Origin of the sequence: Dinoroseobacter sp. PD6, assembly GCF_028807315.1 — a bacterium.
Taxonomy (GTDB): Bacteria; Pseudomonadota; Alphaproteobacteria; order Rhodobacterales; family Rhodobacteraceae; genus Dinoroseobacter; species Dinoroseobacter shibae.
Genome location: NZ_JARAMN010000006.1, coordinates 1 through 24,533, shown reverse-complemented (window position 1 = coordinate 24,533; position 24,533 = coordinate 1). Strand labels below are relative to the sequence as shown.

Genomic DNA, 24,533 nt, shown 5'->3' with positions numbered 1-24,533 from the left:
CTTCCAGTCAAAGTATCGCGGCAAGGCTGAGCGCAGCCGAGATGAACACCAGCAAGATCAGCATCAGCGGCCAGATGAAGACGATCCAGCGGTCATAGCCGACCCGCCCGATCGCAAGCCCGCCGATCACCACCGCGAAGGTCGGGTTGATCAGGTTCACCAGCCCGTTGGCGGACTGGTAGGCCGTCACCACCAGGTCGCGCCCGACACCGGCGAAATCGGCCAGCGGCGCGAGGATGGGCATCGACAGGACGGCGAGGCCCGAAGAGGACGGCACGAAGAAGCTCATACCGATCTCGATCCAGAACATCAGGTTGATGAAGGCCAGATCGCCGAGGCCCCCCAGCGATTGCTCGGCGCTGTAGAGGATCGTGTCGGCGATCAGCCCCTGCTCCATGATCACCACGATCCCGCGCGCCAGCCCGACGACCAGCGCCACACCCAGAAGATCCCGCGCCCCGTCGACGAAACTGCCGGTGAGCTTCTTCTCGCCCAGGCGCCCGACGATACCCACGACAATCGCCGCGAACAGGAACAGCGCGCCCATCCGGGCCATCCACCAGCCCTGGCTGGCGACGCCCCAGATCATGACCGCGAAGGTGATCGCGAACAGAACCAGGATGATCTTCTGCGTGCCCGTGAGGCTGTCATTCACGTCGGCGGTCTCGGCATCGGCCAGAAACAGGCGCCGATGGGCGGCGCCCTGTTTCGCCACGACCGAACGCGACGGGTCCTGCTTGACCCGCTTGGCGTAGCGCATGACATAGGCCGCGCAGATCGCCAGCCCGCCCAGCAGGATGATCAGGCGCAGCACGATCCCGTCGGTGAACGGAATGCCCGCCGCATCCGAGGCGATCACCGTCGCAAACGGGTTGATGGTGGAGCCGAGAACGCCGATCCCCGCCCCGATCAGGATGATCGCAACGCCGGTAACCGCGTCGTAGCCCGCGGCAATCATCACCGGGATCAGGATCGCATAGAAGGCCAGCGTTTCCTCGGCCATCCCATAGGTCGTGCCGCCGATGGCAAACAGCGACATCATGATCGGAATCATCCAGATCTCGCGCCCCTTCATGCCTGCCATGGCGGTGCGGATGCCGGTGTCGATCGACCCGGTGGCGTTCACGACCCCCAGGAACCCGCCCAGCAGCAGCACGAAGAGCGCGACGTCAATGGCATTCGCGGCATAGCTGTCGGGGTCGTAGAACCCGGCAATCGGCGCCAGCATCACCTCGACGAAACCTTGCGGGTTGGGTGCCACCTCGGTGTAGGTTCCGGCCACGGCGACCTCGCGGCCGACCTCCTCGTTCATCACGCGCTCGTACTGACCGGCCGGTATGAACCAGGTCAGGGCGGCGACAAGAATGATGAGCCCGAAAAGGATCGTATAGGCGGTCGGGAACCGCGAGGACAGGTCGTGCTCGGGATCTTTCGGCGGTTGCGTTCCGTCGGCCATCAGGAGCCTCCCTTGGTTCGAAAAGTCACGCCCCAGCCTTAGCCCGCCGTCGCCCCCGCGCATTAACCCGCGTTAACCGCGCCCGCCCTGCCCGCGCGGTCAGGGCGACCATCGGAGGCCATGTTGACGGAGGTTAATGCAGCTCGGGTCGCGTTAACGATACTGAGATCGATTCTCCGCTGAACCCTTGAAAGGAAACTCGTATGGCCAGAACTGCAAAACCGCGCGCGAACGACGCGACCGAGACTGCCCTGAACGCCGCGCAGGTTGTCTTTTCTCTCAACCCGGCCTTCAGACCGCAGTCAGAGCATCTGGCCCAGGCCCAGCAGGAGCTTATGAAGGAGGCCGAGAAGTTCTCGTCCGCTTGGTTCAAGCGCCGTCACGAGGCCCTGCATTCCGCGCTGGAAGTGACCTCCCACATCGCCTCCACGGGGATGATGAATCCCGCCGGCGCGATGCAGGCCATGGCCGAATGGCAAACCCGCTCCGCGGCACGGCTGGCCGAGGATGCCCGCGATTGCACCGAATTCATGTCCCAATGCGCGCGCACGATGATCGAACACGAAATCGAGGCCACGGAAGAAGCGGCCGAGAATACCAAGCATGCGATGAGCAAGACGCGCGCCACACCTGTCTGAACCGATCGAAAGGAAAAAGCTCATGGACGAAAAGAAAGCCTACCAGGACAAGTTCCGGGCCCAGCTCGACGAGTGGGAAGCCCAGATCGACCAGTTGCGCGCCAAGTTCCGCGGGGCCAGCGCGGATGCGCGCCTGAAATACATGGAAGAAATGGAGGAACTCAAAGGCCGGCAGGAAAGGGCCGAGGCCCGGCTCGACGCCCTCAACGAAGCCGGGGGCGAGGCATGGAAGGATCTCAGGAAGGGCACCGAAGCCGCCTGGGACGATCTCGAAGCCGCCCTGAAACGCGCCCGATCCCGGTTTTCCTGACCCGTTCGCCGGTGTTCTGGGCCAGGCCCACCGCTGTCGCAGCGGTGGGCTTTTTCATGCGCTGCGCACCCCTTGCCCCAGCCGCTTTTGGCGGCCAGGAATCAGGGTTGCAGGACGTAGGCGCCCGGCGCGTCTCGCAGGTTGCCCGAACCCTTGCGCCCCATGGGCGGCGGCGGCCCCTCTTCTGGCGCGCCATGCACCCGCAGCCAGGCGACATGCTCCGGCCACCAGGACCCGTCCTGCACCTGCGTCTGCGCGCGCCAGTCCTCGGGCGGGATGTAATGCTCGGCGTCCGGAAGGGTCCGGATCTGATAGCTGCGGCCCTTGTGCCCCGGTTCGCTGACGATGCCGGCATTGTGCCCGCCCGATGTCAGCACGAAGGTGATGTCGGTATCGGCCAGCAGGTGCAGCTTGTAGACCGACTGCCACGGCGCGACGTGATCGCCCGTGGTCGAGACGCAGAACACCGGTGCCCGGATATCGCTGAGCGCCACCGGCCTGCCGCCGACCCGGTATTGCCCCTGGGCCAGTTGGTTGTCGAGGAACATGCTGCGCAGATACTCGCTGTGCATCCGGTAGGGCATGCGCGTGGCATCCGCGTTCCACGCCATCAGGTCGAACATCGGCTGACGGCGGCCCATCAGGTACTCGTGGACATAGCGCGACCAGATCAGGTCGCGCGACCGCAGAAGCTGGAACGCCCCCGCCATCTGCTTGGTGTCCAGATACCCCTGGTCCCACATCATGTGGTCGAGATAGGACAGCTGGCTCTCGCTGATGAACAGTTGCAACTCGCCGGGGTCTTCGAAATCGGTCTGGGTCGCCAGCAGGCTCAGCGTGTTCAGCCGGTCGTCCCCGTCGCGCGCCATTTGCGCCGCCTTCACCGACAACAGCGTACCGCCCAGGCAGTAGCCGACACCGTGCACACCCGTTTCGGGCACGATCGCACCGATCTCGTCGAGCGCCGTATCCAGCGCGGCCAGATAATCCTGCATGCCCAGATCGCGGTCCCCCGCATCCGGGTTGCGCCACGAGATCATGAAGACGGTGAAGCCCTGCTCCACCAGGTAGCGGACCAGCGAGTTATGCGGCGACAGGTCGAGAATATAGTGTTTCATGATCCAGGCCGGCACGATCAGGATGGGCTCGGCCGCAACCGTCTCGGTCTGCGGCGCGTACTGGATCAGCTCGAACAAATGGCTGCGATGGACGACCTTGCCCGGCGTCACCGCGACCTCGCGCCCGGGCAGGTAGTCTTCCGCGCCCACGGGCGGCTTGCCCGCCAGCGCCCGTTCCATGTCCTCGATCAGGTTCTGGGTCCCCTGCACCAGATTGGCTCCGAAGGTCCGCGTGGTTTCGGCCAGAACCTCCGGGTTGGTCCACAGACCGTTCGCCGGCGACATCATGTCGAGCAGCTGGCGCATGACGAAGGACACCACCTGCTCGTCGCGCCGCGACAGACCGTCGATATCGTTGGTGGCGTTGTACCACCACTGCTGGGTCATCAGGAAACTCTGATAGATCAGGTTATGGGGCCAGCGTTGCCATTCCGGGGCCACGAAACGCTTGTCATAGATCAGCGGATCGATGCAGGGGGCACCGGACTTGCCCAGGGCCATCCGGCTCGCCGCCATGGCCAGCTTCGCCGCCTTGCGCTGCGCCTTGTCGGCCAGTTGCATCTGCTTGCCCGGCGAGGCGGCCAGATGCATCCCCCAATCGAAGAAGCTGGAGGTCAGCCCGAAGGGCGAGATACCCTGCGTGAGCCGCGCCAGATGTGCCTTGGTCGCCTGGTCGAGCATCGACAGCCCGTGCCTGTCCGGCTTCTCGGCAGGGCAGAGCGGGCCGAGCTCCGGCGCGACCTCCGGACCGTCGGCGGCCCGTGCCGGGGGTGTCGAGGGTACAGGTGCTGCGACCGGGCCGCCCCGATGGTCCGCGTGCGGATCAATGTCGTCCGTCGGTGCGGAAATGGTCTGCCGTTTTGTCATGTCTTGGGTGCCTCTCAGTTCAGCTTGTCCGCATCGTCATCCGTCCCGGGATGCTGCCTCAGGTCTTGCAGGTCTTCACCCCGAGCAGGAAATAGACCGGACAGACCCCGTAAATCGCCGTCACCGCCGGAATGGCCCCCAGGATCACGCTCAGCCACAGACCCCATGCGGTCGCATGGATGCCCAAGGTGGTCACCAGGGGCAGAACGATCAGCAGCAGGCCGATGATCCCGCGCAACGCACGGTCGAGACTTCCCATGTTCGCGGTCATTTTCCGATCCCTTGCACGCGTGTCCGCCGACCGATCCCCGCGAAATGCGGCCGGGTCCTCGGCAACGCCCCAGACCTAGCTCCGGCGGGCCAGACGCGCCTTAACACCGGTTAACACCCGCGCGCGCACCGGCCCGGCCCGCGCGGCTCAGCCGCGCTCGGTCGGCTCGCCCGCCATCAGCTCGCTCGCGGCGGCGACGATCGCGCGCCGGGTCTCGGGGGTCTGCGCCTCCACCGCGCGGACCAGTGCCCGCAGGTCCCGGCGCATCCCATGAAGCTGGTCCAGCAGCGACAGGATCACCGGCACCGCGTCATCGGGCAGCTCCAGGTCCTGCCGCAGGTCGCAAACCAACCGGATGCGCGCCACGTCGAGATCGTCGAACACCGGGCCGGTTTCGGTTTCGACCGGCTTGACCCAGCCCTCCCGCACCCATAGCCGCAATTCGCGCAACTCCACCCGCGCGACCCGCGCCACGACATCGCGTTCGTCCAGCATCACAATTCCCTCCACAAGCTCGCGCGGGGATCGGGCGCGCCCAGGTCGCGCCAGCGCCGCGCGATATCCTCCATCTCGGCGTCGATCTTCGGGGGCGTGACGATCTTCAGCCGCACGTATTGATCGCCCGCCTCCCCCTTAGCAGGCTTGATGCCCCGGCCCTTCAGGCGCAGGCGCTGCCCCGAGGTGGCACCCCTGGGAATGCCCATCGACACCTTGCCGGACAGCGTGGGCACCTCGACCTTCGCGCCCAGAACGGCCTCGTCGAAGGTGATCGGCACCTCCACCTCGATATCGTTCTCGTCGCGGGCAAAGACCTTGTGCGGGCGCACTTCGATCTCGACATAGGCGTCTCCCGCCGGGCCGCCGCCGAAACCCGGCTGGCCCTTGCCCCGCAGGCGCAGGGTCTGACCGTCGCGCACGCCCGCGGGAATGGTCAGGTCGATGGCACTCCCGTCCGGCAGGGGCACGGGCCGCTTGGCCCCCATGGCCGCATCCATGAAATCCACATCCAGGCGATAGCGTACATCCGCGCCGCGCGCGGCAAAGCCCTGCGCCCCGCCCCGCGCCTGCCCGCGCCGCCCGAACAGGTCGGAAAACACCCCCGACAGATCCTCGAAATCGCCATACCCCGCGCCGGAGGCATAGCGCCCCTGGGGATCGGCCCCCGCGTGGTCGCGGTAATACTGCCGTTGCGGGCGCTCCTGCCCGCTGGCGTCGATCTCGCCCGCATCGAAGCGCTTGCGCTTCTCCGGGTCGCCCAGCAGGTCGTTGGCCGCCGCAACCGCCTGGAACTGCGCCTCCTTGGTCTTGTCGCCCGGGTGCAGGTCGGGATGCAGCGCCTTGGCCAGCTTGCGATAGGCCTTCTTGATCTCGGCCTGGGTCGCGTCCTTGGCAACGCCAAGCACCTTGTAGGGGTCTTCACTCATTCACCGCGCCTTTGTTTTCTGTCGAAATGTCAACGCTCAATCCACGGGCCAGGTCGCGCAACTCCGCCTCGTCCAGGGTTTCGACCTCCAGCAGGCGGCGCGCGGACGTCTCCAGAATATCCCGATTCTGCGTCAGGATTTCCAGCGCCTCGTCCGACACCTCGCGCAGCACCTCGCGCACGGCGGCGTCCATCGCCTCCGCCGTGGCCTCGGAATAGCTGCGCTCGATGTAGCGCGGCGCCTGGCCTTCCAGGAAACTGCTTTGCTGGGTCACGGAGGATCCCTTGAAGGCCATGTTGCAGCACTCGGCCACCACCGCCTCTGCGGCAACGGGGTCGGTCTGCTTGCGCACCGGCACCGACTCGCCGGTCAGCACCGCTTCGTCCACATGCAGGTTGGCGGCCACACTGGTAATATCCCTAGAATAGACCCGTTCTTCAGTCCCGGTAGCCATCGCCGCGATCCATGTTCTTTCATCATGTATCCGATCTACCCCAGACCACGGGCCCAAACGTTTAACGCAGATCAATCGACCCCGGGAAAGCCGCCCTGACGTCTGCCCGTCGGGATATTGATCCGCGTTAATGCCAGAGGCCGCGGTTTGCAGTTGCGTAGCGCCATGGATGCGCAGTCCGACCCGTCATCCCCGAGAAACGGAAACGCGCACTGGCATAAGGAAACCGACCCACGACACCCCCCGTCAAACAGACCAAGACCGACGCCTCCGCGACGCGGCGGGCACTGGGGCCATTCTGGGCGTGGTCGGCATCCTGCTGCTCACTGGCTGGGTGGTCTGCGTTGCTGGGCTGGTGACGCTTCTCGCGCCTTTTGGGGCATGGCGGGCGCGCTGCGGGCGGTGGTGCTGCTGGTGATCGGCGGCGCCCTGAAGGTCGAGCAGACTACCGCACGAAGTGACGCAGGCCTTCACCCGGCGTGGGTGGTCTTTGCTCACCCCCTGCATCATGAAGTTGTGCATGTGCACCTTGTGCCACAGGCCAAGCTGCTGCATCAACAATTCGCGGCGCCTCCCCTCTTCCCGCGCGATCGCCACGAAGAAAACCCGGGTCCCGATGGCAATCAAATCGCACTTGCACTTGCTGCGCGACGTCAGGCCGAACCCTCAGATCATGGGCCTTCTGGTCGTGGCCGCGCTGCTTTGGGCCTTCGCACGGATCACGAATGCCGTGGTCGGCGGCGAAACCCGGGCCTTCGATACGTCTCTGCTGATCGCGCTGCGCAATCCCGCGGACCTCACCGACCCGCTGGGGCCCATCTGGATCGAAGAGCTGGGGCGCGACCTGTCCGCTTTGGGCGGGACGTTCGTGTTGAGCTTCCTGACATTGTCGATCGCGGGTTTCTTCTGGTTGCAGCGGCAGCGGATCACCTCGGCATTCCTGTTGCTCGCGGTGACGACGGGCGTCGGTCTCAGCCAGCTGCTCAAGGCCGGGTTCGACCGTCCGCGGCCCGATCTCGTGTCGCAGGAAACAGCCATATACACCGCCAGTTTCCCCAGCGGTCACTCGATGATGGCAACGGTCGTCTACCTTACGTTGGCCGTACTTGCGGCGCGGACGCTCAAGAGGCGTCGGGAAAAGGGATATGTGGTGTCGCTCGCGATCCTGATTGTCCTCGGAGTCGGGATCAGCCGGGTGTATCTGGGGGTGCATTGGCCCACGGATGTGCTCGCGGGGTGGATCATCGGCGCAGGATGGGCGCTGATTTGCGGACTCTTTGCGCGGTTTCTGGACCGGGCCGGGCCGCAGGATCGTTCGTCACGCCCGGGGCCCGACACCTGAGGGCCGACCGGCCCGACCGCGCGGCGGCGCGGCCGCCAAGCACCGAGACGACGCGCGGCGACCCTTTACTGGCTGAGGTCAGTCGATTTCACCGGCGAAAATCTCCCCGGTCTGGATATTCATGTAGGCTTCAAGCTCGCGGTCGCCGGTCGCGATTTCGAATTCCCAGAACAGTCGGTCGTTATCCTCTTCGAGAGACAATTCGACCACCTGCCCGCCAAACATGGCTTCGGCCTGGGCGATCGCGTCCTGCACGGTTCCGCTGGCCTGCTTCGCGGCGGCCAGCCGTTCCTCATCGAACCAGCCAAGCCAGGTCGCCTCGATGGTGTGCTCCTCCAATTCGATCAGCTCACCACTGCGCGCATCGATGACCGCTTCGTGGATGGTGCCATCGCTGACGATTTCGATTTCGTAGACCAGCGCGCCCAGATCACTGTCCAGTTCCGCCTCGAGGATACCGCCGGGGCGCGCCTCCTGGGCAATCGCGACCGCGCGCGCCATGCCGATGGTTTGTGTCGTTTGCGGCGTCTGGGCCACGGCGGCGGGTACCGCGATGGCATTTGCCACGGCAAGGGTCACTGCAAGAATGGAACGGGCCATGTCGACCTCCTTTTCGAATTGTGCTCAGTGGGAAACGCGCCGGATGTGGAACGGTTCCCGCCGATGCGGCACCGCGGCATCAAATATCCGGGACGGCGCGATCCCGGTCAGCCCCCCCCTGCCCCGCCGCGCATCCTTAACCGGATCGCGCCGGGCCGATCCGCCCGCATCCGGACCGACCGCGTCACAGCAGCCATTCGACCGGCAGCCATCCGATCACCCGCAGGGCGATCCGTCTGACCAGGGTCGTGCCGGGCTCGTCATCGGTGCGGATTGCCTCCTCGGTATCGATCCAGACCGGTTTGCCGCGCTCCAGCTTCACCTGCCAGGCCATGCCGCCCAGCCCCCGGTCGAAGGCCTCGTGCAGTACCTGCGCCATCCTCTCGCTCTCGATCACCAGCCCCATTTCGGTATTGAGCAAGGCCGATCTGGGATCGAAATTGAACGACCCTATGAAAATGCGCAGCCCGTCCACCGCGAAGGTCTTGGCATGCAGGTTCGAACCCGATGAACCCAGCGGGCCCAGCCTGTCGCGCTCGGAGGCCCCGGCCGCTTGGGCGCGCAATTCGAACAGACCGACGCCCGCGCGTAACAGGGGCGCGCGGCGTTTGCTGTAACCGGCATGAACCGGCAGCATGTTGGTCGCCTCCAGCGAATTGGTCAGCATGCGGACCGTGACGCCGTTGCGCACCATGGCGGTGAAGGCCGCAACCCCGGCCTCGCCCGGCACGAAATAGGGCGTGACCCCATCGAACCTGTGCTCGATCGGCCCGATTGCATCCAACAGACGCGCGGTAAACCGTTTCGACCGCGGCACACGGTCGAACACCCGGGCCGGATCGTCGCTGATCAGGGTGGCGTTCGTCCACTCCAGCGCAAGCCCGCCCGTGGCCAGCCTGGACACCAGGTCGGATTGCTCCAGCTGCGCGCGGTAGGTCGCATGACGCGGATCGTTCTCGACCCGGTGGAACCGCGCCGCCATCGCCTCCGGATCCGCGCGCCTGTCCAGGATGCGCGCCGCCGAATGGGTGGCGTCGGCATTCCAGTAGCGATCGAAATCGGCCGAGATCTCCGGCACGACCGCGCCCACTGCCAGAACGTCCAGATCCATCTGCAACGGGATTTCGCCGGTCCCGAAATACTCGTCTCCAATGTTGCGCCCGCCCAGAATGCTGACGCGGCCATCGACGGTGAAGGCCTTGTTGTGCATCCGGTGGTTCAGCCGGAACAGGTCGAAAGCATAGGACAGCCGCTTGAACCGACGCAGGACGAAAGGGTTGAACAGCCGCACCTCGATATTCGGATGCGAGTCCAGCGTGGCCAGCATGCCATCGAGATCATGGATGCCGTTATCGTCGAGCAAAAGGCGCACCCGCACACCCCGTTCGGCCGCCCGCCACAGCGCCTGCAGAAACAGATGCCCGGTCATGTCGTTGCGCCAGATGTAGTATTGCGCGTCGATCGACGACGCGGCCGCGTTGGCGAGCACCATGCGCGCCACATAGGCCTCCATGCCGTCCGATAGCGCGGCGATGCCGCTCTGACCCGGGTGCTGCGCGGCCCGCGTGCCCATCGCTTCGGTCAGCACACCGTCGCTTGCGGGGGGAAGGGCGCGCCCCGTCTTCTGCGGCTCGGGTGTCGGCGCCGGAAAGACCAGCCGAGCGACCAGGACCGCCAACACCAGCGCCCCGACCGCAAACAGCAGAACCCGTATCTCGATCGGAACCATCTATCAGGCCTCCTCGTGTTCCGGGGCCAGGCGGAACCGCGCCCAGATCGGCCGGTGATCGGAGGCGACCTTCGCGGCCGGATCGCCCACCACCACCGAGTCCATCAGTGTGATGTCATGGCTCATCGCGATCTTGTCCAGCTTCAGCAAGGGCCGCCCGGCAGGGAAGGTCGGCCCGGGACTGTGCGTGCGCAGCCAGTCGGGCAAGGTCTCAAGCCCCTTGCGTTCCCGCCATTCGTTGAAATCGCCCGCGATGATCGTGGGCCGCTTGTCCAGCGCGGCCAGTTGCTCGGCGATATATGCGATCTGCTTGCGCCGGTTGCCCCGCAACAGCCCCAGATGCACACCGACCACCCGTAACGGGCACTGCCTGACGCGGATATCGACCACAACCGCCCCGCGCGGCTCTAGTGCCGGCAGATCGTAGCGCCGGATCCCGTCCACCTTGACAGCGGGGTGTTTGAGCACCGCGATCCCGTGCCAGCCCAGCCCGACCGCATCCGGGGTCAGGTCGATCACGCGAAACGGGCCGATCCGCCCGCGCGGTGCCGGCAGGGCGGCGGGCCGGGGTTGCATGCGGAAATCCGCTTCCTGCAGGACCAGAATATCGGCATCGAGCCCGGTGATCACCTCGATCGTGCGCAACGGGCGTCGGCGCAGATCCCGCCCCAAACCAGCACGAATGTTCCAGCTTGCCAATGTGAATTCCGTCAACAACCGTCCTCCGAGACCTGATCGGTGCCATTGGTAGCATCCTGGCTGACCAAGAGATATGCCACGAAACGCGCCAACGGACGTTTGGATCCCGCGGAAAACGTCTCCTACGCGGCACGAACCGATCTGCGCGCGCCTATGGTTTCGGGTCCGGCTCGGCCGCGGGCTCCGGCTCGGTCCGCGGGTCGAGTGCGCTCGTCACCGCAGAGGTGTCGGGCAAGGGCACGTATTTCTCCCGCTCCCCCTCGGCGGGCAGTTTCGCGCCCGTCACGACCCGAAGCAACACGAAACACGCGTAAGCCATGGCCAGCGCGGACTCGAACAGGAAGAACGAGCGGGGCCCGTAAACCGCCATCAACCCCGAGGCCAGCAACGGCCCGATGGTCGCCCCGATGGAATAGATCATCAAAAGCCGCCCCGATGCCGCGACATAGGCCCGGCGGTCCAGCCGGTCGAAAGTCTGCGCAACGCAGAGCGGATAGACAGAGCTGATCGCCCCGCCGAAGGCCAGCGCCATGACGACCAGCACCGCAAGCGGCACCCCCCCATTGGTGATCGCGCCAGAAAGAAGGCCCCAGGACAGCCCCACGGCCAGCAGGATGCAGGCCATGACGATACGCCGGTCGAACCGGTCCGCCAGCATGCCCACGGGCACCTGTGCGGCCAGCCCGCCGATGACCACGGTGCTCATGAACAACGCCGCCTCGGTGACGCCGAGGCCGATCTGCCGGGCGAACACCATGGCCAGGGCATAGAAGGATCCGACCAGAATGCCGGCCACGCTGGCACCCACGACACCGACCTTCGACGCGGCATACAGGTCCCCCACCCCCAGGCTGCGCACCTCGCGCAGGTCAGGCTCGCCCAGGCGGGTCATCGCGACGGGAACCAGTGACAAGCCGATCAGGGCCGCGGCGATCATGAGGTGATCGTCACCGTTGACGGGCGCGACGTTCACCAGGGTCTGACCCAGCGCAATCGCGAGATAGAAGGCCAGCATGTAATAGCCCAGAACGCGCCCGCGGGTGGCGTTACTACTGCGTTCGTTGAGCCAGCTTTCGATGGTTGTCGTCATGCCCGCGATGCAGAACCCGTTGATCACCCTCAGGAGCACCCAGGCCGCGGGGTTGAAGCAGAACGCATATGCCAGGCAAACAGTCGAGGTCAGCGCCGCGAAGGCCGCGAAGGCGCGGATGTGACCGATGCGTAGAATGACCCGCTTGGCCCGAAATCCCCCCAATGCGAGCCCGAGGTAATAAGCCGCCATGATCGCCCCGGTCAGAGCGACGGGATACTCCGCCGCCTCCATGCGCAGGGGCAGCACGACACCCAACAGACCGTTCCCGGCCATCAGCGCGACCGTGGCCGTCAATAGCGACCGCACTGGCGCGAGAAGGTCTCTCAGTCTCGCAGGGTTGGCATGAAAGGGAATTTTCGACCTCCAACGGACACAAGGTGGCGCAATCCGGGAAGGCTAACGCATTCCGGGCTGCTCAGATAGCGCAAGCGGGAGCCCCCTTCAGGCCCGGTCCGCGGGTTACGCGCCATGGGCCTCGTCCGACGCCTCGGGATACAGGATCAGCACATCGCACTCGGCATCGCGCAGCAGACGCCGCGCAACGCTGCCGACGAACGCGCGGCGCAACAAGCCGCTCCGACCGGCCCCGGCCACAATCAGATCGACCGAGGTCGCCCGCGCCTCGCGCACCAGCGCTGCGGCCGGATCCCCGCGCAGGACCCTGTGCGCAACGCCGCCTTCCGCCTGCGCCACGAGCGCGCCCAACTCGGCGGTGGCGATCTGCGCCAGTTCGTCGAGATGAGCGCGCACCTCCGACTGGCCGGTCCCGATCCGGAGCATCGCCTCTTCCAGTTGCGGAGCGACCTGAACAGCCTGCACGAGGTTCAGCTCCGCCGCCGGAAGCAGGCGCCGGGTGAAGCGCAGCGCGCCTTCGGCGTCATCCTTGCCATTGGTGGTCACGAAAACGCTGGCATAGGCGCCTTCCACGGCTCGTTTGACCACCAGGACGGGACGCGAGCCTCCGGCGATCACGCGGTCCGTCGTGGACCCGAGGATCTTGTCGGCGATGCTCGTGCGCTGGTGGGCCCGCATCACGATCAGATCGGGGTCGATCTCATCGCTCATCGCGATCAGGCACAGGGCCGGTGCGCCGCTTGCGACCCGGATATCCAGGGCGGGCGCCTGCTGTCCCAGCCTGGCCGCGCAAACCTCGATCCGGTCTCGCGCGGCCTGGGCCGCCTGGTCACGCAGGGTATCGGAATCGGCCGACAGACCGCCCATGACGGGCAGATCCACGATATGGACGACGACGAGAGCGGCGCGGTGGCGCGCTGCGATATCTACCGCCCGTTCAAGGACGGCTTCGTCCTGTGGAAAACCGCCCACGGCGGCGAGAATGCACCTTACGCTCACAACGGCCCCTTCCTTCGCTCAAATGGACCGCGGCAGGCTTCCCCAGAAGCCGCCGCGGTGCGCGATGAGTGCCGTCAGGCGATCTCTTTTTGCCGCATGCCGTTCAGGTTCGCGGCCACCGGCTTCGCCCCAATCATCGCGTCATCTGCCCGAACCTCGGAAACGGCCCGGTCAGGGCCCGCTTCTGCCTTGGCCCCGATGACAGGCGGGTGGGCAGGCTTGGCAGCAGGTGGGAACAGGTGAGGGAAGAGATCTTCGAAATCGACTTTACTGAGCATCATGGAACTGGTCCTTTCTGAAGAAGAGAGATTGGAAGCGCGGCCGGGGTGGCCGCCCCGCCGGATCATGGCATGGCGGCATGGGTTCACGCCGCTTTCTGATAGGCATGCTGCATCACGGAAGACTGCTGATCGGCTTTCGACACGGGCGTCATGCGCACTTCCTGGTCGTTGAGCTGGGCAACGATGGCGGGGATTTCGCCCCGCTCGATCCCGATATCGCGCAACATCCAATCCTCCATGGACTGCAGCTGCGCGATCATCCTGCGGTCCTGCCACCGGCGCGCGGCACGTTGCATGAAACGCCCGATCACACCGGGTTCTGCGGACCGCGGCACGGTCGGCGCATTGGACGCGATCATTTCACGGGTAATGAAGACAGACATGACATCCTCCATTCCTGAGAGAGAGAACAAGAGCCTGGCAGGGCGCGGTTATCGAGGCCGGAAGACGACACTCCGATCCGCCGCGACGCATGTGCGCCCGTGCTTGAGTTTATCAAAACTGGGAGGTTTCGCCCCGGCATGTCATGGGCACGCGTGACCGCGCGCCGCCGGGGTCAATGGCGGTTCAGAAGCTTCCCTGCGGTGGGCAGGAACCTCTTATGAACACAGAACTTTTTCATAAATTACATATAGCTATCCCAACCCGTGGATTCAATATCTCCAGCGGCTCCGATCTCCGATAGGCGCGAAAGCGCCGACGCCCCTCTCAACCCAGTGCCTGCGGTTGAAGCGCGCGTCTTACGCCGATTGATCTATAGCAGATGAGTACTTACCTCCGCAGTATCTCAGGTGACGCAGCTGCACTTCGAGTTCTTCTTCTGACCCGCCCGCTTCCCCGGGTGGCGTAGGCGCACGCGCCTCCGATCCCTGCCGGGGATCTTCGATTTTCCGAAGTACAATCGCAACGAAGCAACGTCGGAGAGCAAGGGCATGACCAATATCCAGGATTTGCAGAACATCACCTACGGACAGGACCGGCATGTCTGCGCGTTGCAGACCGCCTGGCCCGGTCCGTTGGCGCTTGACGGCCGGCGCCCCCGCACCGTTGCGCGCGCCAACTAGCACCGCGGCAGCCGCCCCACCCCGATCCGCGATGTCGCCCGCTCGAACCTCAAGGAGGTATGAAAATGCCCGATACCAGATCTCGACCCCAGGCCGCGCCCAAGCCCAAAGGACGCAGGCCCCGCATCGTGATCAACGCCGACGACCTGTCGCATATCGAAGCCCTGGCCGAAGGCGCGATGGATCGCAACCCGGCGCTGGCCGACCGGCTTTTGGAAGAGATCGCGCGCGCCCGTATCGTGCCGGCCGCCAAGATGCCGCTCAACGTGATCGGGATCGGCAAATCCGCCACCTTTCGCGACGAGACCACGGGCCAGGAACGCACCGTGACGCTGGTCTATCCCGAGGATGCAGACATCTCTCGCGCGCGGGTGTCGGTGATGACCCCGATCGGCGTAGCGCTTCTGGGGCTGGCCGAGGGGGCCGTGTTCCACTGGAACACGCGGGGCGAAGAGCGGCGCATGCTCACCGTGATCCGCGTGTCCGATCCCGACGCGCCCGAGAGCGCGTGATCGTCCCCCGCGCCGCGTGATCTTCCTGGCGGCGGTGCCGAGGCGCCGCCGCTTGGGAAAAACGCCCCTGCAAACTATCGCTTGGGCGCAGGGCGAAGCTCAGCATATCGCCTTGCAATCAGGAAGGGATGAAATCCTCCCGCAAGGTCAGCCTGGTGCGGTCCGATTGGGCAGGAAACCGCCAGGAGACCCAAGCAATTGTAGAGCGCGCTGAGCCTGTTCATCTCGCGTTTAAAAGGTCAGATCGTGGTGGCTGGCCCGGACCATGAGCAATTCCGCGCTCTGCTGGAGCAGGGTATTTGAGGTCGAGCCAAGCAACAGAAATTGCCCGGTGCGGTGTTCGGCCGTGGGGCGGGCGATCTGCGCTCCGGGCGCACAGAAGCGCCCCGGTATTGACTGGACCTCGTCGATCACCACCAGTTTGCCCAACAGCTCGTCGAGATAAACATCGGGCTCATCAAGGATCTATCGGTCCGCGGTGCGCGCCATGTCGGAATAAAAGGTCTCCCGGATCTCTGAGATATCCAGCCCGAGCGTCGTCTCACCAACCCGGCGTGGCCCGAGAAGGGCAACACCCGCCTCGGCATGCATCTGCCCGAGATAACCGGCGGCCCCGGATTGCGAGGCCGCCGATATTGCTTCAGATGAACTGGAAATCGCTGGCGGTCAGGGCATCGGCACCGATCCCGGCCAGAGTGATCTCGGTACCGCCGAAGGCGATCACCGCGCCCGCGTCGCTGTCACTGATGCGATGGGCGAGGTCGCCATAATCGTCGATGCCGCGCGCCCGGATCTGGAGCAGATCTTCGCCCAGGGAGAAATCAGTGATCGTGTCGGCACCGCTGAAGCCATTGAACAGGAACACATCCGCATCCGCGCCGCCGGTGAGCAGGTCATCCCCAAGGCCTCCTTTCAGCACATCGCGCCCGGCCCCGCCATCGAGGGTGTCGGCCCCCCGACCACCCTGCAGCGTGTCGTTGCCCGCACCGCCAAGGCCGACATCATCGCCCGCTCCCAGCCGGATCACGTCATTTCCACCAAGCCCCGAGACGAAATCCGTATTCGCCCCGGTGAAGAAGCGCTCGTTGCCCGCGTCTCCGATCTCGAAATCGACGCGCCCGCGCCCGCCGTCCCCGTTCAGGATATCCGCCGGCAAGAGCACCCCGTCGAGCACATGGGCGATCCCGTTCGTGGCCGCGATATCGGTTTCGATCAGCGCCGGATCGCCGATATCAGGGTCCGCGTCGACGAGGCTCACCCCGTCCACGCCCAGAGGTGCACCCAGAAGGGTCGGAATGCTCTCGGCCGACAGCACCGCGTCCGACCCCAGCGCTTCGGGCACCACGTGGTAGAGCAGGATATCCTGCAACAGCGGGATCGGATCCCCGCCCCCCGACAACAGGGTCAGCGCCTCGACGATATGGGCGAAGGCCGCGCCCTCGTCCTCCCCGTCAAAGCCCAGCGTCTGCGCCAACCCGATGAAAGCCGCGTCATTGGGCGCAAACACGGTCAGGTCGGCCTCCGGATCGTCCAGCGCCCCGACCAGCCCCGCGGCCTGCACCGCGTTCAGCAGAAGGTCGAAATCCGATTTGTCCCCGTCGAAAACCCCGCCACTGGCCGCGACGATTCCCGCGAGGGTCTCGGTCGGCGCGGGAGGCTCATTGCCCGGAATGTCGATCGGCAAGAGAACCCGGTCGATCGCCTGGATCGTTCCGTTTGAGGCCGCGATGTCCGGGATCACGATGTTCGGGTTCGCCACATCCGGCTCGTTATCGACCAGTTCGGTGCCCTCCGATCCGAAGGTGGCCCCGGGCAAGAAGGTCCCGACCACCTCCAGCGCATCGATCTCCGCCGCCGTCTTGGCGCCCGCCGAGACGTGATAGAGCAGCACATCTGTCAGCAGAGGGATCGGATCGCCCCCGCCCAACTCGATCAGGCTGGCGACAAGGCTGGCGAACACTGCATCCTCGTCCCCGGTGTCGCCGGCAAAGCCCAGATCGACCGCCAGTTGGGTGAAGGCCGCGTCCGTCGGCGCGAAGACGGTGATGTCCTTCAGTCCCTGCACCGTGCCAACGAGGTCGGCTGCCGTGAGCGCCTTCACCAGCAGGTTGAAATCATCGGACCCGGCGGCAATCGCCACGATATTCGGCAGCTTCGTGGAAAATCTGGTCATGGGTGGTCACTCCTTGTCGCGGTTTCGCTGTCGTCCGGGTCGGCTTCGGCGGGCGTCCGTGGACGCCCGGAGGCACCCTGTGAAATCGGACCTGTCATGCCCCCTGCCCTCCCAGCGGAACGCCCAAGACAGGGCGTGTGTGCAATTTTCACACTTCGAAACCTATAGCTGCGTCAAATTGGGTCAAGTTAACTGTGGAAAATTATCACACGACGTTTATCCTCTCCGTCCATGGAGCAGGACAGTCAACGGTTTCTGAAGGTCATGCGGGGCCTGATGCGCCCCATCGTGCGCACGCTGATCGCCCGGGGGGTGACCGCGCCAGCCTTCTACAAGCTCCTGAAATCGGTCTACGTGGAAATCGCCCATGACGCGTTCCGCATTGGCTCCGAGCCGCCCACCGACAGCCGGATCACCCTGCTGACCGGGGTCCACCGCCGCGATGTCCGCGCAATCCTGTCCCAGGGCGGCGAGCGCTGGGAAAGCGCCCGGGCCAAATCGGCGATGTTCGCCACCGTGCTCGGTCAGTGGATGGCCCGAGCCGACTATCGCGACGACACCGGCGCGCCGCGCCCCCTGCCCCGGACCGCCGAGAGCGGCCCGAGTTTCGAGGCGCTGGTGCGTGCGATCAACACCGACATCCGCCCGCGCACCGTGCTGGACGAACTCTTGCGCCAGGGCCTTGTGACAGAGGACGCGGAGGGGCGCCTGCGGATCTCGGACACCGCCCGGCGCGGCCCGGCCTCTGATGCGGACCGGCTCGTGTTCTTCGCGGCCAATGTGGGCGACCACATCGCCGCGGCCTCGGAAAACCTGATGGCCGAGGACCCGCCCTTTTTCGAACGCGCGGTGTTCTACAACCGCCTTCCGAGCGAAGCCGTCGACCGGATCGAGGACCGCGCCCGCACCTTGTCCCAGGACCTGCTGGAGACCCTGAATGCCGAGAGCCTGGCCCAACGGGCGGCCGACACAACCCCGGAGGACGGAACCGAACGGTACCGTCTGGGGATCTATTTCTACCGCGAGGCGGACACACCCGCCCAAGAGCCGACGAGGGATGACGGTGGTGACAAGAACTAGGCGCCACATATTGGGGCTTTTCGGGGCCACGCTTTTCTCGGCCTCCTGCGCACCCGCCATCGTGTCCCGCGACCCGAACGATCCGTTCGAGGGCGGGATCGGCGGGACCGGGATCGTCGGCACGCTCACCGGGTTCGGCAGCCTGCGGATCAACGGGCTGCGAGTGCGGCGCGACGGGCGCACGCGCTACCGGACGCCCTACGGGATCACCACCGGCGAGATCCTCGCGCCGGGCCATGTGCTGACCATTGCCGCGATGCGGGACGCTAGTGGCATCCTCGCCCGCGAGGTGTCGGTCGATTTCGCCCTCGTGGGGGTGTTGCGCGAGGACGCCGGGCGGCTGTCGGTCAATGGCGTGCCCCTGATAGATCCGGTCGCGGCCCGGGGTGATGGCGCGCCCGGAACCCGGGTCGCAGTCAGCGGGCTATGGACGGCCCAAGGCCTCCGCCCCAGCCGGATCGACCCCGCCCCCACCGGCACGCAGGACCTGATCGCAGGGACAGTGGGGCGCAGCCCCGACGGCACCGGCACGATCGGCGGTCTCCCGATTTCCTCCGCTGCGACCCCCCCGGCTTCCGGCGCTTATGCCACCGCCTTCGGGCGCGCGAACACCGAGCGTTTCCTGGCCGAACGGGTTCATTCGGGGCGGTTCGCACGTCTGTCCAACCTGCGCCTCCTGTCGGTTGAAGGCTATCTGGAGCCCGCCCCGAGCGCGCCGGGTCTGCGGATCGCGGGACTGGGCCATAACTTCGCGACAGATGTGCGCGCGGCGGCAATCGGCGACCGGCGCGCGCTCTACTTCGGCCGCTACACGGGCCGGTTCGCCGCCGCGCGCGGGTATCTCTTGCCCGAGGATGCCACGGCCCGCGCCCGCCTGCTACGAAACGGGATACAGGCGGAGTTTCCGGGCCCTGTCCTTGACCTGTGAGCTTCGCGAAAACGGCTCTGCGCAGTGGCCAAGGGCAGAAATCCTCCCACCCCCTGCTCCCTCATGGACGCCAGCGACCTGCGCGGGGCGTCGAACCTGCTTCACCTGCGGCGCTCCCACCGCAGATATCGCTCCACTGGTTTTCGCCGGTGGGAGGGCCCGGTAACTCAGCCTAGATTTCGGCCCAAGGAGCGAGGTGTGACCGCGGGCAGATGGGTATTCGTTGCCATGCCCCCAAGCTTGAGGAGCGTGATCTCGGTCTGTCAAAGCCGGTTCTATCGGGTCGTCTTGTCACTTGACGCGTTGGCGGCGAACAGATCAACCTGGGCCCGGCTAGTGATGAAGTCTTGGAACTTGAAGACGCGCTAGGCGCAACCCTCTGGCACGAGATACTGTTCCCTGTCCGCGAACTGAACGGCCATCCGCGCCGACGTGCGCGCGTTGACCTTGTAGAGCATGGGTCGTCCTCACCCGGTCGAAGTTGTCGACATGGGCATGGGCGGCGCCCGAGAACTCCTTGTTCGCGGAGACGAAGGCGTAGCGGGCCAACGCGTTGCGCTGTACGACGCTACCCGGCTCGGTAATGTAGCCGGCCCACATCCGACCGCGCCGGCGGTCCTCCGTGAAGCGAACTTCCTCAGCGTGACTAAAGCGGTCCTGCGCGTTCAGGAAAATCCAGAGCGACCGCGCGTGCGGGTTCGCGAACCAGTCGAAGAGGGCGGGATCCTCGGCCACGCTGTAAATTGCGGCCTGCCCCGGCTCGTCGGACAGGGCATGGGCGCGCTCGGCGTGGTTCGAGGTCCGGTCGCGCTGGACGCGGGACATCTTCTCGATGGCGCCGAAAAGCGGCCCGGAGAGCTCGGCGTCCGCTTCGGGCCAGCCGAACTCGGTGCGCAGGCCGATCTCCGGCCGGCCGAAGTATTCGCGCAGCGCCTCGCCGGGCGTCTTGCGAAGGAAGGCGGACAGTGCAGTCGCCATGATCTCTTTTCTGGCGTTTCCATGTATCGGCTGATCTGCTAATCAGCGTATATCGCGCCAGAGGGGGGGCAATCGAAAAAATACGCACTTCCGCGGATTCGCGATCAGGGGCCGAAGAGCGAGGGCTGTCCGCGTGCCGAAGTGATCAGGTTCAGCTTCAGCAGCCTGATGCGAGCGGCCTCTTCGGAAACCGCGAAACGCTCCATGACCATCTGGATCAGCCGCGCAGCATGCTCCGTCGAAACATGGATATCGCCATGCAGCTCGCGCGGGCCACAGTAGTCGGACATGAGGCGACGGACCGGCGTGGCCGGCATCAGCAGCGCGCCGCTGATATAGCCGGCCTGCCATTCCTTCCAGTCGGACTGCGGGGCGTCCAGGATATTTTCGCGCTTGGAGAGCGCCTTTTTGGCGTTCACGCCGCGCTCGAGCAGGTCGCCGTTGGCAAACTTCTGCGCCCAGAGAGGCCCGTGAAACTTCACGTGCCCGAACTCATGGGTGAGCGTGGTGCGGAAGCGATTCTCGCGCCGCTCGTCGGCGGCGATGCGTTCCGAGATGGAGACCTTGGGCCCCCGGTCGGGGAAGAACTCGGTCACCCCTTCGACATCTGCGCCGTAGGCGAACAGGTCGGCGTACGGGTCGAGGCCCGCGTCGTGCATCTCGATCAGCACGGTCAGGTCGTCGGTCTCCACGGGATAGTCGACCTTTCCGTGGCGCTTCATCAAAAGCTCACGGATCAGCCGCTCGCATTCATCGTCGAGATCCCGCTCGCGGTAGAAGGGTCGCTCGGCAAAGCGGCCCGTGTTGTCACGGATCATCTTCACCATGCGAACCTCCTTACTCTTTCAACGTCTTCCTGAAATTGGCGAAGGCCTCGACGACCTTGTCCGGGGTTGACGCATCCGGTCGCAGATCATCCGGCAGCCGGCCTGCGAGTGCGTACAAGTAGTCCTCCGGAATGTTCAGGATGCCGGAAAACTGGCGGATCAGGTGCCCCGAGCTGGGGCTGCGCCGATCGTGCTCGATGTCGTTGAGGTACTGCGGGGATATCGACCCGCCGCCCTCTTCCTTCATCACGCGCGCTGCGAGCTCCTTCTGGCTGAGACCGAGTGCCTTGCGGGCCTTCGAAATCGCCTGACCGAAGGTCACACCGTCGGCGGACATGGCCGGTTCATCGCTTCATCTCCCTGTCAATCCGCTTGTTCGCGGATTTGCGAGTTGTTACTCCTTATCCACAAGGGGATCAACAGTGAACCGGACTCGCGACCAGCGGGCAGGGAAGAGGGAAAGGTGTGCTGTGGGTTGCAGGACCGCGGACTTCTTGATCAGCAGATGTCGCCAAGAAGCTGGGGCGCCGCCCTTCATTGGGCTCATTCCGCTAGATGAGACAGCGCAAGAGCGAGCCGTTGAGCGCACGCGACAGTTCTTGGGCGGTCGGCCCGACAGGCTGCAAGCGTTGTTCCGCGGACTTCCAAGCCTCGCGGCATGGCTTGTCACCCATTCGCTAAGCGAAGGATATGGAGACGCCGGCCATGCGGTATACCCACACATCGCTGACGTTCTCCAAGTTCCGCTAGATTACCAGCCGCATCGCAAGGTGCTGTTCCGCTCATTCTGTGCGGTTTGCGACCGGTTCGGGTTACCTACCTGAGGCTTCGATCGCGATGTCGACGTCTACCTTCTTCATGCCGGCGTAAGCCAAGCGCAGCTTCCACACCTGATCGACGCGTTTCTGAGACAGGAAGCAGCTTTTGGCCCGCCCCCTGTCGAAACGACCGTTCTGCTCAACCGCTGGGAAGACGATGCACTGTATTTTCTCCCTCCTGCGGTCAACGTGCTTCGCCGTGCGATCCTCTGGGACGAGACTGCGTGGCATGCAGCCCTGTTTGCACGGATACGCCAAGACCCGGAGGCCTTCGTCCCCGTTATCGAGTTCGAGAGATATTTCAAGGAAGTCTTTGACCAAAGACTGAAAGAAACACGGCGAACATTGAGCAGAGGAGGAAGCGAGGCGCTGGCACCGAGGCCGCGGCTCCATTGGCAATCTGGTGGGCTTGTATTGAGATTGCCTCGAAGCGAGGGGCGAATTCGCCTCTGGCTCGATGGCGCGCAACGACCGCGCCGTTTGCGCGGAGGTGAGGACTGGACACTACCTCAGCCTTGGCCCCGCGAGCTCCGTTGGGAAATCTCTGGCCAGACCGGGCAACTCGAGCTCCTCGCTCAAGGGGGATGTGCTGCGTTCGACAGGATCACCGGTCACTATCTGCGCGAGATCCCACGGGGTTCGGTCGATATCGAACTAGACTCAACGGACATCGTTCTCCTCGCGCGGACGCCATTCTCGATAGCAGGCGAACCCGCTCTTGAACCGGAAGCCGATAGTTTCGTCGGCTTCGCAGTACTCGGGCCGCGCCCCTTAGTGCTCGAACTTGACGGCCTGCAAACGGGTCTCACGGCCCGTCCGAGAAGACGCCTTTGCTTGGCAGGAGACGAAATCGCAAGCGGACCACGGGGCGCACTTCATGGGCGTTCTGCACGCCTTCGGATCGAAACTGGATTGGGTCGCTCCGAGACACGAGCGGTACGGTTCACACTCGGCTTGCAGTCGCGCCTCATCGAACTACCGATTTCAGATGACGGTTTTGGTGATGTCGGGATGGAAGAGGTGCTCGCTGGCTTTGTGGAGGCTGAGGCAGCAGACCCGGTGCGGCTCCGGATGGAACTGATGGCGCCAAGCGCCGATGGTGCCGCCTCTCATGCGTCCGGGATCGCGCTTGCCGCATGGGTGTGGCCTGGCTTCAGCGGCTTAGACGGCATCGTGTTCCATAGCGAACGCCAAGTCCGCAACCTAGTCCAGGATGAATGCCTCCACGTCGGTCGTGACGACCAGGGGCGTCTGTGCCGTGAGCCCGGCGGCGGATACAGCGTCGCACGGGTCGTATTCGAGATCGAAGGCGTACATGTTCCTTTCGATCTGCCTTGGCCCGATGTCACCGTATCAAGGCGCCGTGCTGAGGGAAGTGTCGCCCCGCTTCCGCTTGGCACGCGGCTCTCGGTTGGTGAAGACGACCGCTTCGATACGATCAGCATCCGATGCCCTGACCAGAAGGCACAGCTGATCATTCGTGGAAGACGTGAAGACCGGCCATTCTATGGGGGGCTGACCCGCAGTCTTGCTGTTCGGGACCTGCTGGTCCCTGCCTCCGACGAACGTGTGTTGCTTCAGCGCGGAAACGGATCGGAAGTCCTGCTATTCGAACTGGTCGCGGCACTGGCGCCGCAGGCAATCAACCTCCTGCCCGCTCGCAACGCGATCCGACTGCAGCTAAAATTCGGAGATCCGGTCGATGCAGTGGCGGTCGAGGTCGAGAACGAAACGGGCGCAGTCGTTTTCGCCGAAGCCGCCCTACGGCATCGGCCGGTGGCGACGCGTCGGCCAGACTGGTTCCATGCCGAGTTAAACGACAACGACGCGCACGGCCTCGAACTGACCCTCGATGCCGATTGGATTGATGACGGCCCCTGTCTCGCCCGGCTCTTGATCCGACCCGAAGGACGCGATGGTTGGCGACCGCTGCGCAATTCGCGCGGCGACAGTTTCGCCGTCGCCATTGCCAACCCGGCGGCAGAAGGATTCGTGCAGGACGGAGAGCTTCAGCGTCGGTTCGAGGCTCTCAGCCGCTGGTTGTCGGATTGCTACGCAGCAGAGTGCTGGCCAACGCTGGAGCGCACATTGGTGCCACGCTGGCAGGAGCTCGGCTGTCGGCTGCGAGAACTTCGTGGTGGCGATGGAGCAGTTATGCGAGCGGCCTGCTTGCCGCCTCCCGACCATGCGGCACCCGACTGGGTGCCGATCCTCCACCCTCTGCAGTTCGCTCCGGATCTATATGCTGCAGCGCCGCAGGCATTCGCCGCTCTGGCGGCGTCCGTTGATCCGGATGTCGCCGAGATGGCCGCGCTCGCCACGCTCAATACAGCGCGCCTACACCCGAACTCCATCACCGATCTGCACGCAACCGCCATTTCCATGACCGCGTTGTGACGATTCAAACCGTCGATGACAGGCCGAGGGTCAATCTGAGATGGGACGTGACCGCGGGCATCGACAATTTGATGTCTCCTGACCTGAGACCCGACTCTCCTCCGGATTTTCGGAGAGTCCG

The 24,533-nt window shown here is 65.0% G+C and carries 26 protein-coding genes; 8 read left to right on the top strand and 18 right to left on the bottom strand.

Annotated elements, in window-relative coordinates:
- Nucleotides 1–7 precede the first annotated feature (7 nt).
- Nucleotides 8–1,456: a YfcC family protein gene (locus PVW48_RS11530; RefSeq protein WP_274581444.1), complete on the bottom strand. Its 1,449-nt coding sequence runs from the start codon at nucleotides 1,454–1,456 to the stop codon at nucleotides 8–10.
- Nucleotides 1,457–1,659: 203 nt separating this feature from the next.
- Between PVW48_RS11530 and PVW48_RS11525 the strand changes: the two genes are divergently transcribed.
- Both PVW48_RS11525 and PVW48_RS11520 read left to right on the top strand, forming a co-directional pair.
- Complete coding sequence (locus PVW48_RS11525) at nucleotides 1,660–2,094, top strand: hypothetical protein (RefSeq protein WP_274581443.1); 435 nt, start codon at nucleotides 1,660–1,662, stop codon at nucleotides 2,092–2,094.
- Nucleotides 2,095–2,116: 22 nt separating this feature from the next.
- Nucleotides 2,117–2,404: a hypothetical protein gene (locus tag PVW48_RS11520; protein ID WP_012177107.1), complete on the top strand. Its 288-nt coding sequence runs from the start codon at nucleotides 2,117–2,119 to the stop codon at nucleotides 2,402–2,404.
- Between the two features lie 101 nt (nucleotides 2,405–2,505).
- Here PVW48_RS11520 and PVW48_RS11515 read toward each other — a convergent pair whose 3' ends face one another.
- From PVW48_RS11515 to PVW48_RS11495, 5 genes are all read right to left on the bottom strand, one after another.
- Entirely contained in the window at nucleotides 2,506–4,389 is a 1,884-nt protein-coding gene (locus tag PVW48_RS11515; protein WP_274581442.1) for a PHA/PHB synthase family protein, read from the bottom strand.
- A 58-nt stretch (nucleotides 4,390–4,447) separates the two neighbouring features.
- Nucleotides 4,448–4,660 carry a YgaP family membrane protein gene (locus PVW48_RS11510; protein ID WP_274581441.1) on the bottom strand — a complete coding sequence of 71 codons (213 nt, stop codon included), beginning with the start codon at nucleotides 4,658–4,660 and terminating at the stop codon, nucleotides 4,448–4,450.
- A gap of 147 nt (nucleotides 4,661–4,807) precedes the next feature.
- On the bottom strand, nucleotides 4,808–5,155 hold the full coding sequence (locus PVW48_RS11505) for a chaperone modulator CbpM (protein WP_274581440.1): 348 nt from the start codon (nucleotides 5,153–5,155) through the stop codon (nucleotides 4,808–4,810).
- On the bottom strand, nucleotides 5,155–6,084 hold the full coding sequence (locus PVW48_RS11500) for a DnaJ C-terminal domain-containing protein (protein ID WP_274581439.1): 930 nt from the start codon (nucleotides 6,082–6,084) through the stop codon (nucleotides 5,155–5,157). Before PVW48_RS11500 ends, PVW48_RS11505 begins: the two co-directional genes overlap by 1 nt.
- Nucleotides 6,077–6,538, bottom strand: coding sequence for a P-type ATPase (locus PVW48_RS11495; protein WP_274581438.1), 462 nt, complete (start codon nucleotides 6,536–6,538; stop codon nucleotides 6,077–6,079). The genes PVW48_RS11500 and PVW48_RS11495 overlap by 8 nt, the downstream gene beginning before the upstream one ends.
- Before the next feature lie 616 nt (nucleotides 6,539–7,154).
- On the opposite strand from PVW48_RS11495, the gene PVW48_RS11490 reads away from it, so the two are divergent.
- Nucleotides 7,155–7,880: a phosphatase PAP2 family protein gene (locus PVW48_RS11490; protein WP_274581437.1), complete on the top strand. Its 726-nt coding sequence runs from the start codon at nucleotides 7,155–7,157 to the stop codon at nucleotides 7,878–7,880.
- A gap of 78 nt (nucleotides 7,881–7,958) precedes the next feature.
- Here PVW48_RS11490 and PVW48_RS11485 read toward each other — a convergent pair whose 3' ends face one another.
- The 7 genes from PVW48_RS11485 to PVW48_RS11455 all read right to left on the bottom strand — a co-directional run bounded on the left by PVW48_RS11485 (nucleotide 7,959) and on the right by PVW48_RS11455 (nucleotide 14,018).
- Nucleotides 7,959–8,480: a PepSY domain-containing protein gene (locus PVW48_RS11485; protein WP_274581436.1), complete on the bottom strand. Its 522-nt coding sequence runs from the start codon at nucleotides 8,478–8,480 to the stop codon at nucleotides 7,959–7,961.
- Nucleotides 8,481–8,664: 184 nt separating this feature from the next.
- On the bottom strand, nucleotides 8,665–10,209 hold the full coding sequence (locus PVW48_RS11480) for a phospholipase D family protein (protein WP_274581435.1): 1,545 nt from the start codon (nucleotides 10,207–10,209) through the stop codon (nucleotides 8,665–8,667).
- Nucleotides 10,210–10,212: 3 nt separating this feature from the next.
- On the bottom strand, nucleotides 10,213–10,923 hold the full coding sequence (locus tag PVW48_RS11475; protein ID WP_274581434.1) for an endonuclease/exonuclease/phosphatase family protein: 711 nt from the start codon (nucleotides 10,921–10,923) through the stop codon (nucleotides 10,213–10,215).
- A 136-nt stretch (nucleotides 10,924–11,059) separates the two neighbouring features.
- Nucleotides 11,060–12,307, bottom strand: coding sequence for an MFS transporter (locus PVW48_RS11470; protein WP_274581433.1), 1,248 nt, complete (start codon nucleotides 12,305–12,307; stop codon nucleotides 11,060–11,062).
- Between the two features lie 153 nt (nucleotides 12,308–12,460).
- Complete coding sequence (locus PVW48_RS11465) at nucleotides 12,461–13,354, bottom strand: universal stress protein (protein WP_012177097.1); 894 nt, start codon at nucleotides 13,352–13,354, stop codon at nucleotides 12,461–12,463.
- A 74-nt stretch (nucleotides 13,355–13,428) separates the two neighbouring features.
- Nucleotides 13,429–13,635, bottom strand: a complete 207-nt coding sequence (locus tag PVW48_RS11460) for a hypothetical protein (RefSeq protein WP_274581432.1) — start codon at nucleotides 13,633–13,635, stop codon at nucleotides 13,429–13,431.
- A gap of 83 nt (nucleotides 13,636–13,718) precedes the next feature.
- A complete protein-coding gene (locus PVW48_RS11455) occupies nucleotides 13,719–14,018 on the bottom strand; it encodes a DUF1127 domain-containing protein (RefSeq protein ID WP_274581431.1) in 300 nt (99 codons plus the stop codon).
- A 549-nt stretch (nucleotides 14,019–14,567) separates the two neighbouring features.
- Between PVW48_RS11455 and PVW48_RS11450 the strand changes: the two genes are divergently transcribed.
- The gene (locus PVW48_RS11450) at nucleotides 14,568–14,699 is read left to right on the top strand and encodes a hypothetical protein (protein ID WP_274581430.1); all 132 of its coding nucleotides are present in this window, start codon (nucleotides 14,568–14,570) and stop codon (nucleotides 14,697–14,699) included.
- Nucleotides 14,700–14,764: 65 nt separating this feature from the next.
- A complete protein-coding gene (gene rnk, locus PVW48_RS11445) occupies nucleotides 14,765–15,211 on the top strand; it encodes a nucleoside diphosphate kinase regulator (RefSeq protein WP_274581429.1) in 447 nt (148 codons plus the stop codon).
- Between the two features lie 231 nt (nucleotides 15,212–15,442).
- On the opposite strand, the gene PVW48_RS11440 is transcribed toward rnk, so the two are convergent.
- Together PVW48_RS11440 and PVW48_RS11435 are read right to left on the bottom strand one after the other, a co-directional pair.
- Entirely contained in the window at nucleotides 15,443–15,640 is a 198-nt protein-coding gene (locus tag PVW48_RS11440; RefSeq protein ID WP_274581428.1) for a hypothetical protein, read from the bottom strand.
- 211 nt (nucleotides 15,641–15,851) lie between these two features.
- Nucleotides 15,852–17,384: a fasciclin domain-containing protein gene (locus PVW48_RS11435; protein ID WP_274581427.1), complete on the bottom strand. Its 1,533-nt coding sequence runs from the start codon at nucleotides 17,382–17,384 to the stop codon at nucleotides 15,852–15,854.
- Nucleotides 17,385–17,615: 231 nt separating this feature from the next.
- Between PVW48_RS11435 and PVW48_RS11430 the strand changes: the two genes are divergently transcribed.
- Nucleotides 17,616–18,464: a DUF6502 family protein gene (locus PVW48_RS11430; RefSeq protein ID WP_274581426.1), complete on the top strand. Its 849-nt coding sequence runs from the start codon at nucleotides 17,616–17,618 to the stop codon at nucleotides 18,462–18,464.
- Between the two features lie 10 nt (nucleotides 18,465–18,474).
- On the top strand, nucleotides 18,475–19,392 hold the full coding sequence (locus PVW48_RS11425; protein WP_274581425.1) for a DUF5666 domain-containing protein: 918 nt from the start codon (nucleotides 18,475–18,477) through the stop codon (nucleotides 19,390–19,392).
- A 333-nt stretch (nucleotides 19,393–19,725) separates the two neighbouring features.
- Here PVW48_RS11425 and PVW48_RS11420 read toward each other — a convergent pair whose 3' ends face one another.
- From PVW48_RS11420 to PVW48_RS11410, 3 genes are all read right to left on the bottom strand, one after another.
- Entirely contained in the window at nucleotides 19,726–20,370 is a 645-nt protein-coding gene (locus PVW48_RS11420) for a hypothetical protein (RefSeq protein ID WP_274581424.1), read from the bottom strand.
- A 104-nt stretch (nucleotides 20,371–20,474) separates the two neighbouring features.
- A complete protein-coding gene (locus PVW48_RS11415; protein ID WP_274581423.1) occupies nucleotides 20,475–21,197 on the bottom strand; it encodes an ImmA/IrrE family metallo-endopeptidase in 723 nt (240 codons plus the stop codon).
- 10 nt (nucleotides 21,198–21,207) lie between these two features.
- Entirely contained in the window at nucleotides 21,208–21,534 is a 327-nt protein-coding gene (locus PVW48_RS11410) for a helix-turn-helix domain-containing protein (protein ID WP_012177086.1), read from the bottom strand.
- 1,435 nt (nucleotides 21,535–22,969) lie between these two features.
- Between PVW48_RS11410 and PVW48_RS11405 the strand changes: the two genes are divergently transcribed.
- A complete protein-coding gene (locus PVW48_RS11405; RefSeq protein ID WP_274581422.1) occupies nucleotides 22,970–24,412 on the top strand; it encodes a hypothetical protein in 1,443 nt (480 codons plus the stop codon).
- The last annotated feature ends 121 nt before the right edge of the window (nucleotides 24,413–24,533 follow it).

Excerpts from the sequence above, each read along its gene's own strand:
- PVW48_RS11530 (WP_274581444.1), bottom strand. The coding sequence starts at position 1,456 with ATGGCCGACGGAACGCAACCGCCGAAAGATCCCGAGCACGACCTGTCC.
- PVW48_RS11525 (WP_274581443.1), top strand. The coding sequence starts at position 1,660 with ATGGCCAGAACTGCAAAACCGCGCGCGAACGACGCGACCGAGACTGCC.
- PVW48_RS11520 (WP_012177107.1), top strand. The coding sequence starts at position 2,117 with ATGGACGAAAAGAAAGCCTACCAGGACAAGTTCCGGGCCCAGCTCGAC.
- PVW48_RS11515 (WP_274581442.1), bottom strand. The coding sequence starts at position 4,389 with ATGACAAAACGGCAGACCATTTCCGCACCGACGGACGACATTGATCCG.
- PVW48_RS11510 (WP_274581441.1), bottom strand. The coding sequence starts at position 4,660 with ATGACCGCGAACATGGGAAGTCTCGACCGTGCGTTGCGCGGGATCATC.
- PVW48_RS11505 (WP_274581440.1), bottom strand. The coding sequence starts at position 5,155 with ATGCTGGACGAACGCGATGTCGTGGCGCGGGTCGCGCGGGTGGAGTTG.
- PVW48_RS11500 (WP_274581439.1), bottom strand. The coding sequence starts at position 6,084 with ATGAGTGAAGACCCCTACAAGGTGCTTGGCGTTGCCAAGGACGCGACC.
- PVW48_RS11495 (WP_274581438.1), bottom strand. The coding sequence starts at position 6,538 with ATGGCTACCGGGACTGAAGAACGGGTCTATTCTAGGGATATTACCAGT.
- PVW48_RS11490 (WP_274581437.1), top strand. The coding sequence starts at position 7,155 with ATGGCAATCAAATCGCACTTGCACTTGCTGCGCGACGTCAGGCCGAAC.
- PVW48_RS11485 (WP_274581436.1), bottom strand. The coding sequence starts at position 8,480 with ATGGCCCGTTCCATTCTTGCAGTGACCCTTGCCGTGGCAAATGCCATC.
- PVW48_RS11480 (WP_274581435.1), bottom strand. The coding sequence starts at position 10,209 with ATGGTTCCGATCGAGATACGGGTTCTGCTGTTTGCGGTCGGGGCGCTG.
- PVW48_RS11460 (WP_274581432.1), bottom strand. The coding sequence starts at position 13,635 with ATGATGCTCAGTAAAGTCGATTTCGAAGATCTCTTCCCTCACCTGTTC.
- PVW48_RS11455 (WP_274581431.1), bottom strand. The coding sequence starts at position 14,018 with ATGTCTGTCTTCATTACCCGTGAAATGATCGCGTCCAATGCGCCGACC.
- PVW48_RS11450 (WP_274581430.1), top strand. The coding sequence starts at position 14,568 with ATGACCAATATCCAGGATTTGCAGAACATCACCTACGGACAGGACCGG.
- rnk (WP_274581429.1), top strand. The coding sequence starts at position 14,765 with ATGCCCGATACCAGATCTCGACCCCAGGCCGCGCCCAAGCCCAAAGGA.
- PVW48_RS11435 (WP_274581427.1), bottom strand. The coding sequence starts at position 17,384 with ATGACCAGATTTTCCACGAAGCTGCCGAATATCGTGGCGATTGCCGCC.
- PVW48_RS11430 (WP_274581426.1), top strand. The coding sequence starts at position 17,616 with ATGGAGCAGGACAGTCAACGGTTTCTGAAGGTCATGCGGGGCCTGATG.
- PVW48_RS11420 (WP_274581424.1), bottom strand. The coding sequence starts at position 20,370 with ATGGCGACTGCACTGTCCGCCTTCCTTCGCAAGACGCCCGGCGAGGCG.
- PVW48_RS11415 (WP_274581423.1), bottom strand. The coding sequence starts at position 21,197 with ATGGTGAAGATGATCCGTGACAACACGGGCCGCTTTGCCGAGCGACCC.
- PVW48_RS11410 (WP_012177086.1), bottom strand. The coding sequence starts at position 21,534 with ATGTCCGCCGACGGTGTGACCTTCGGTCAGGCGATTTCGAAGGCCCGC.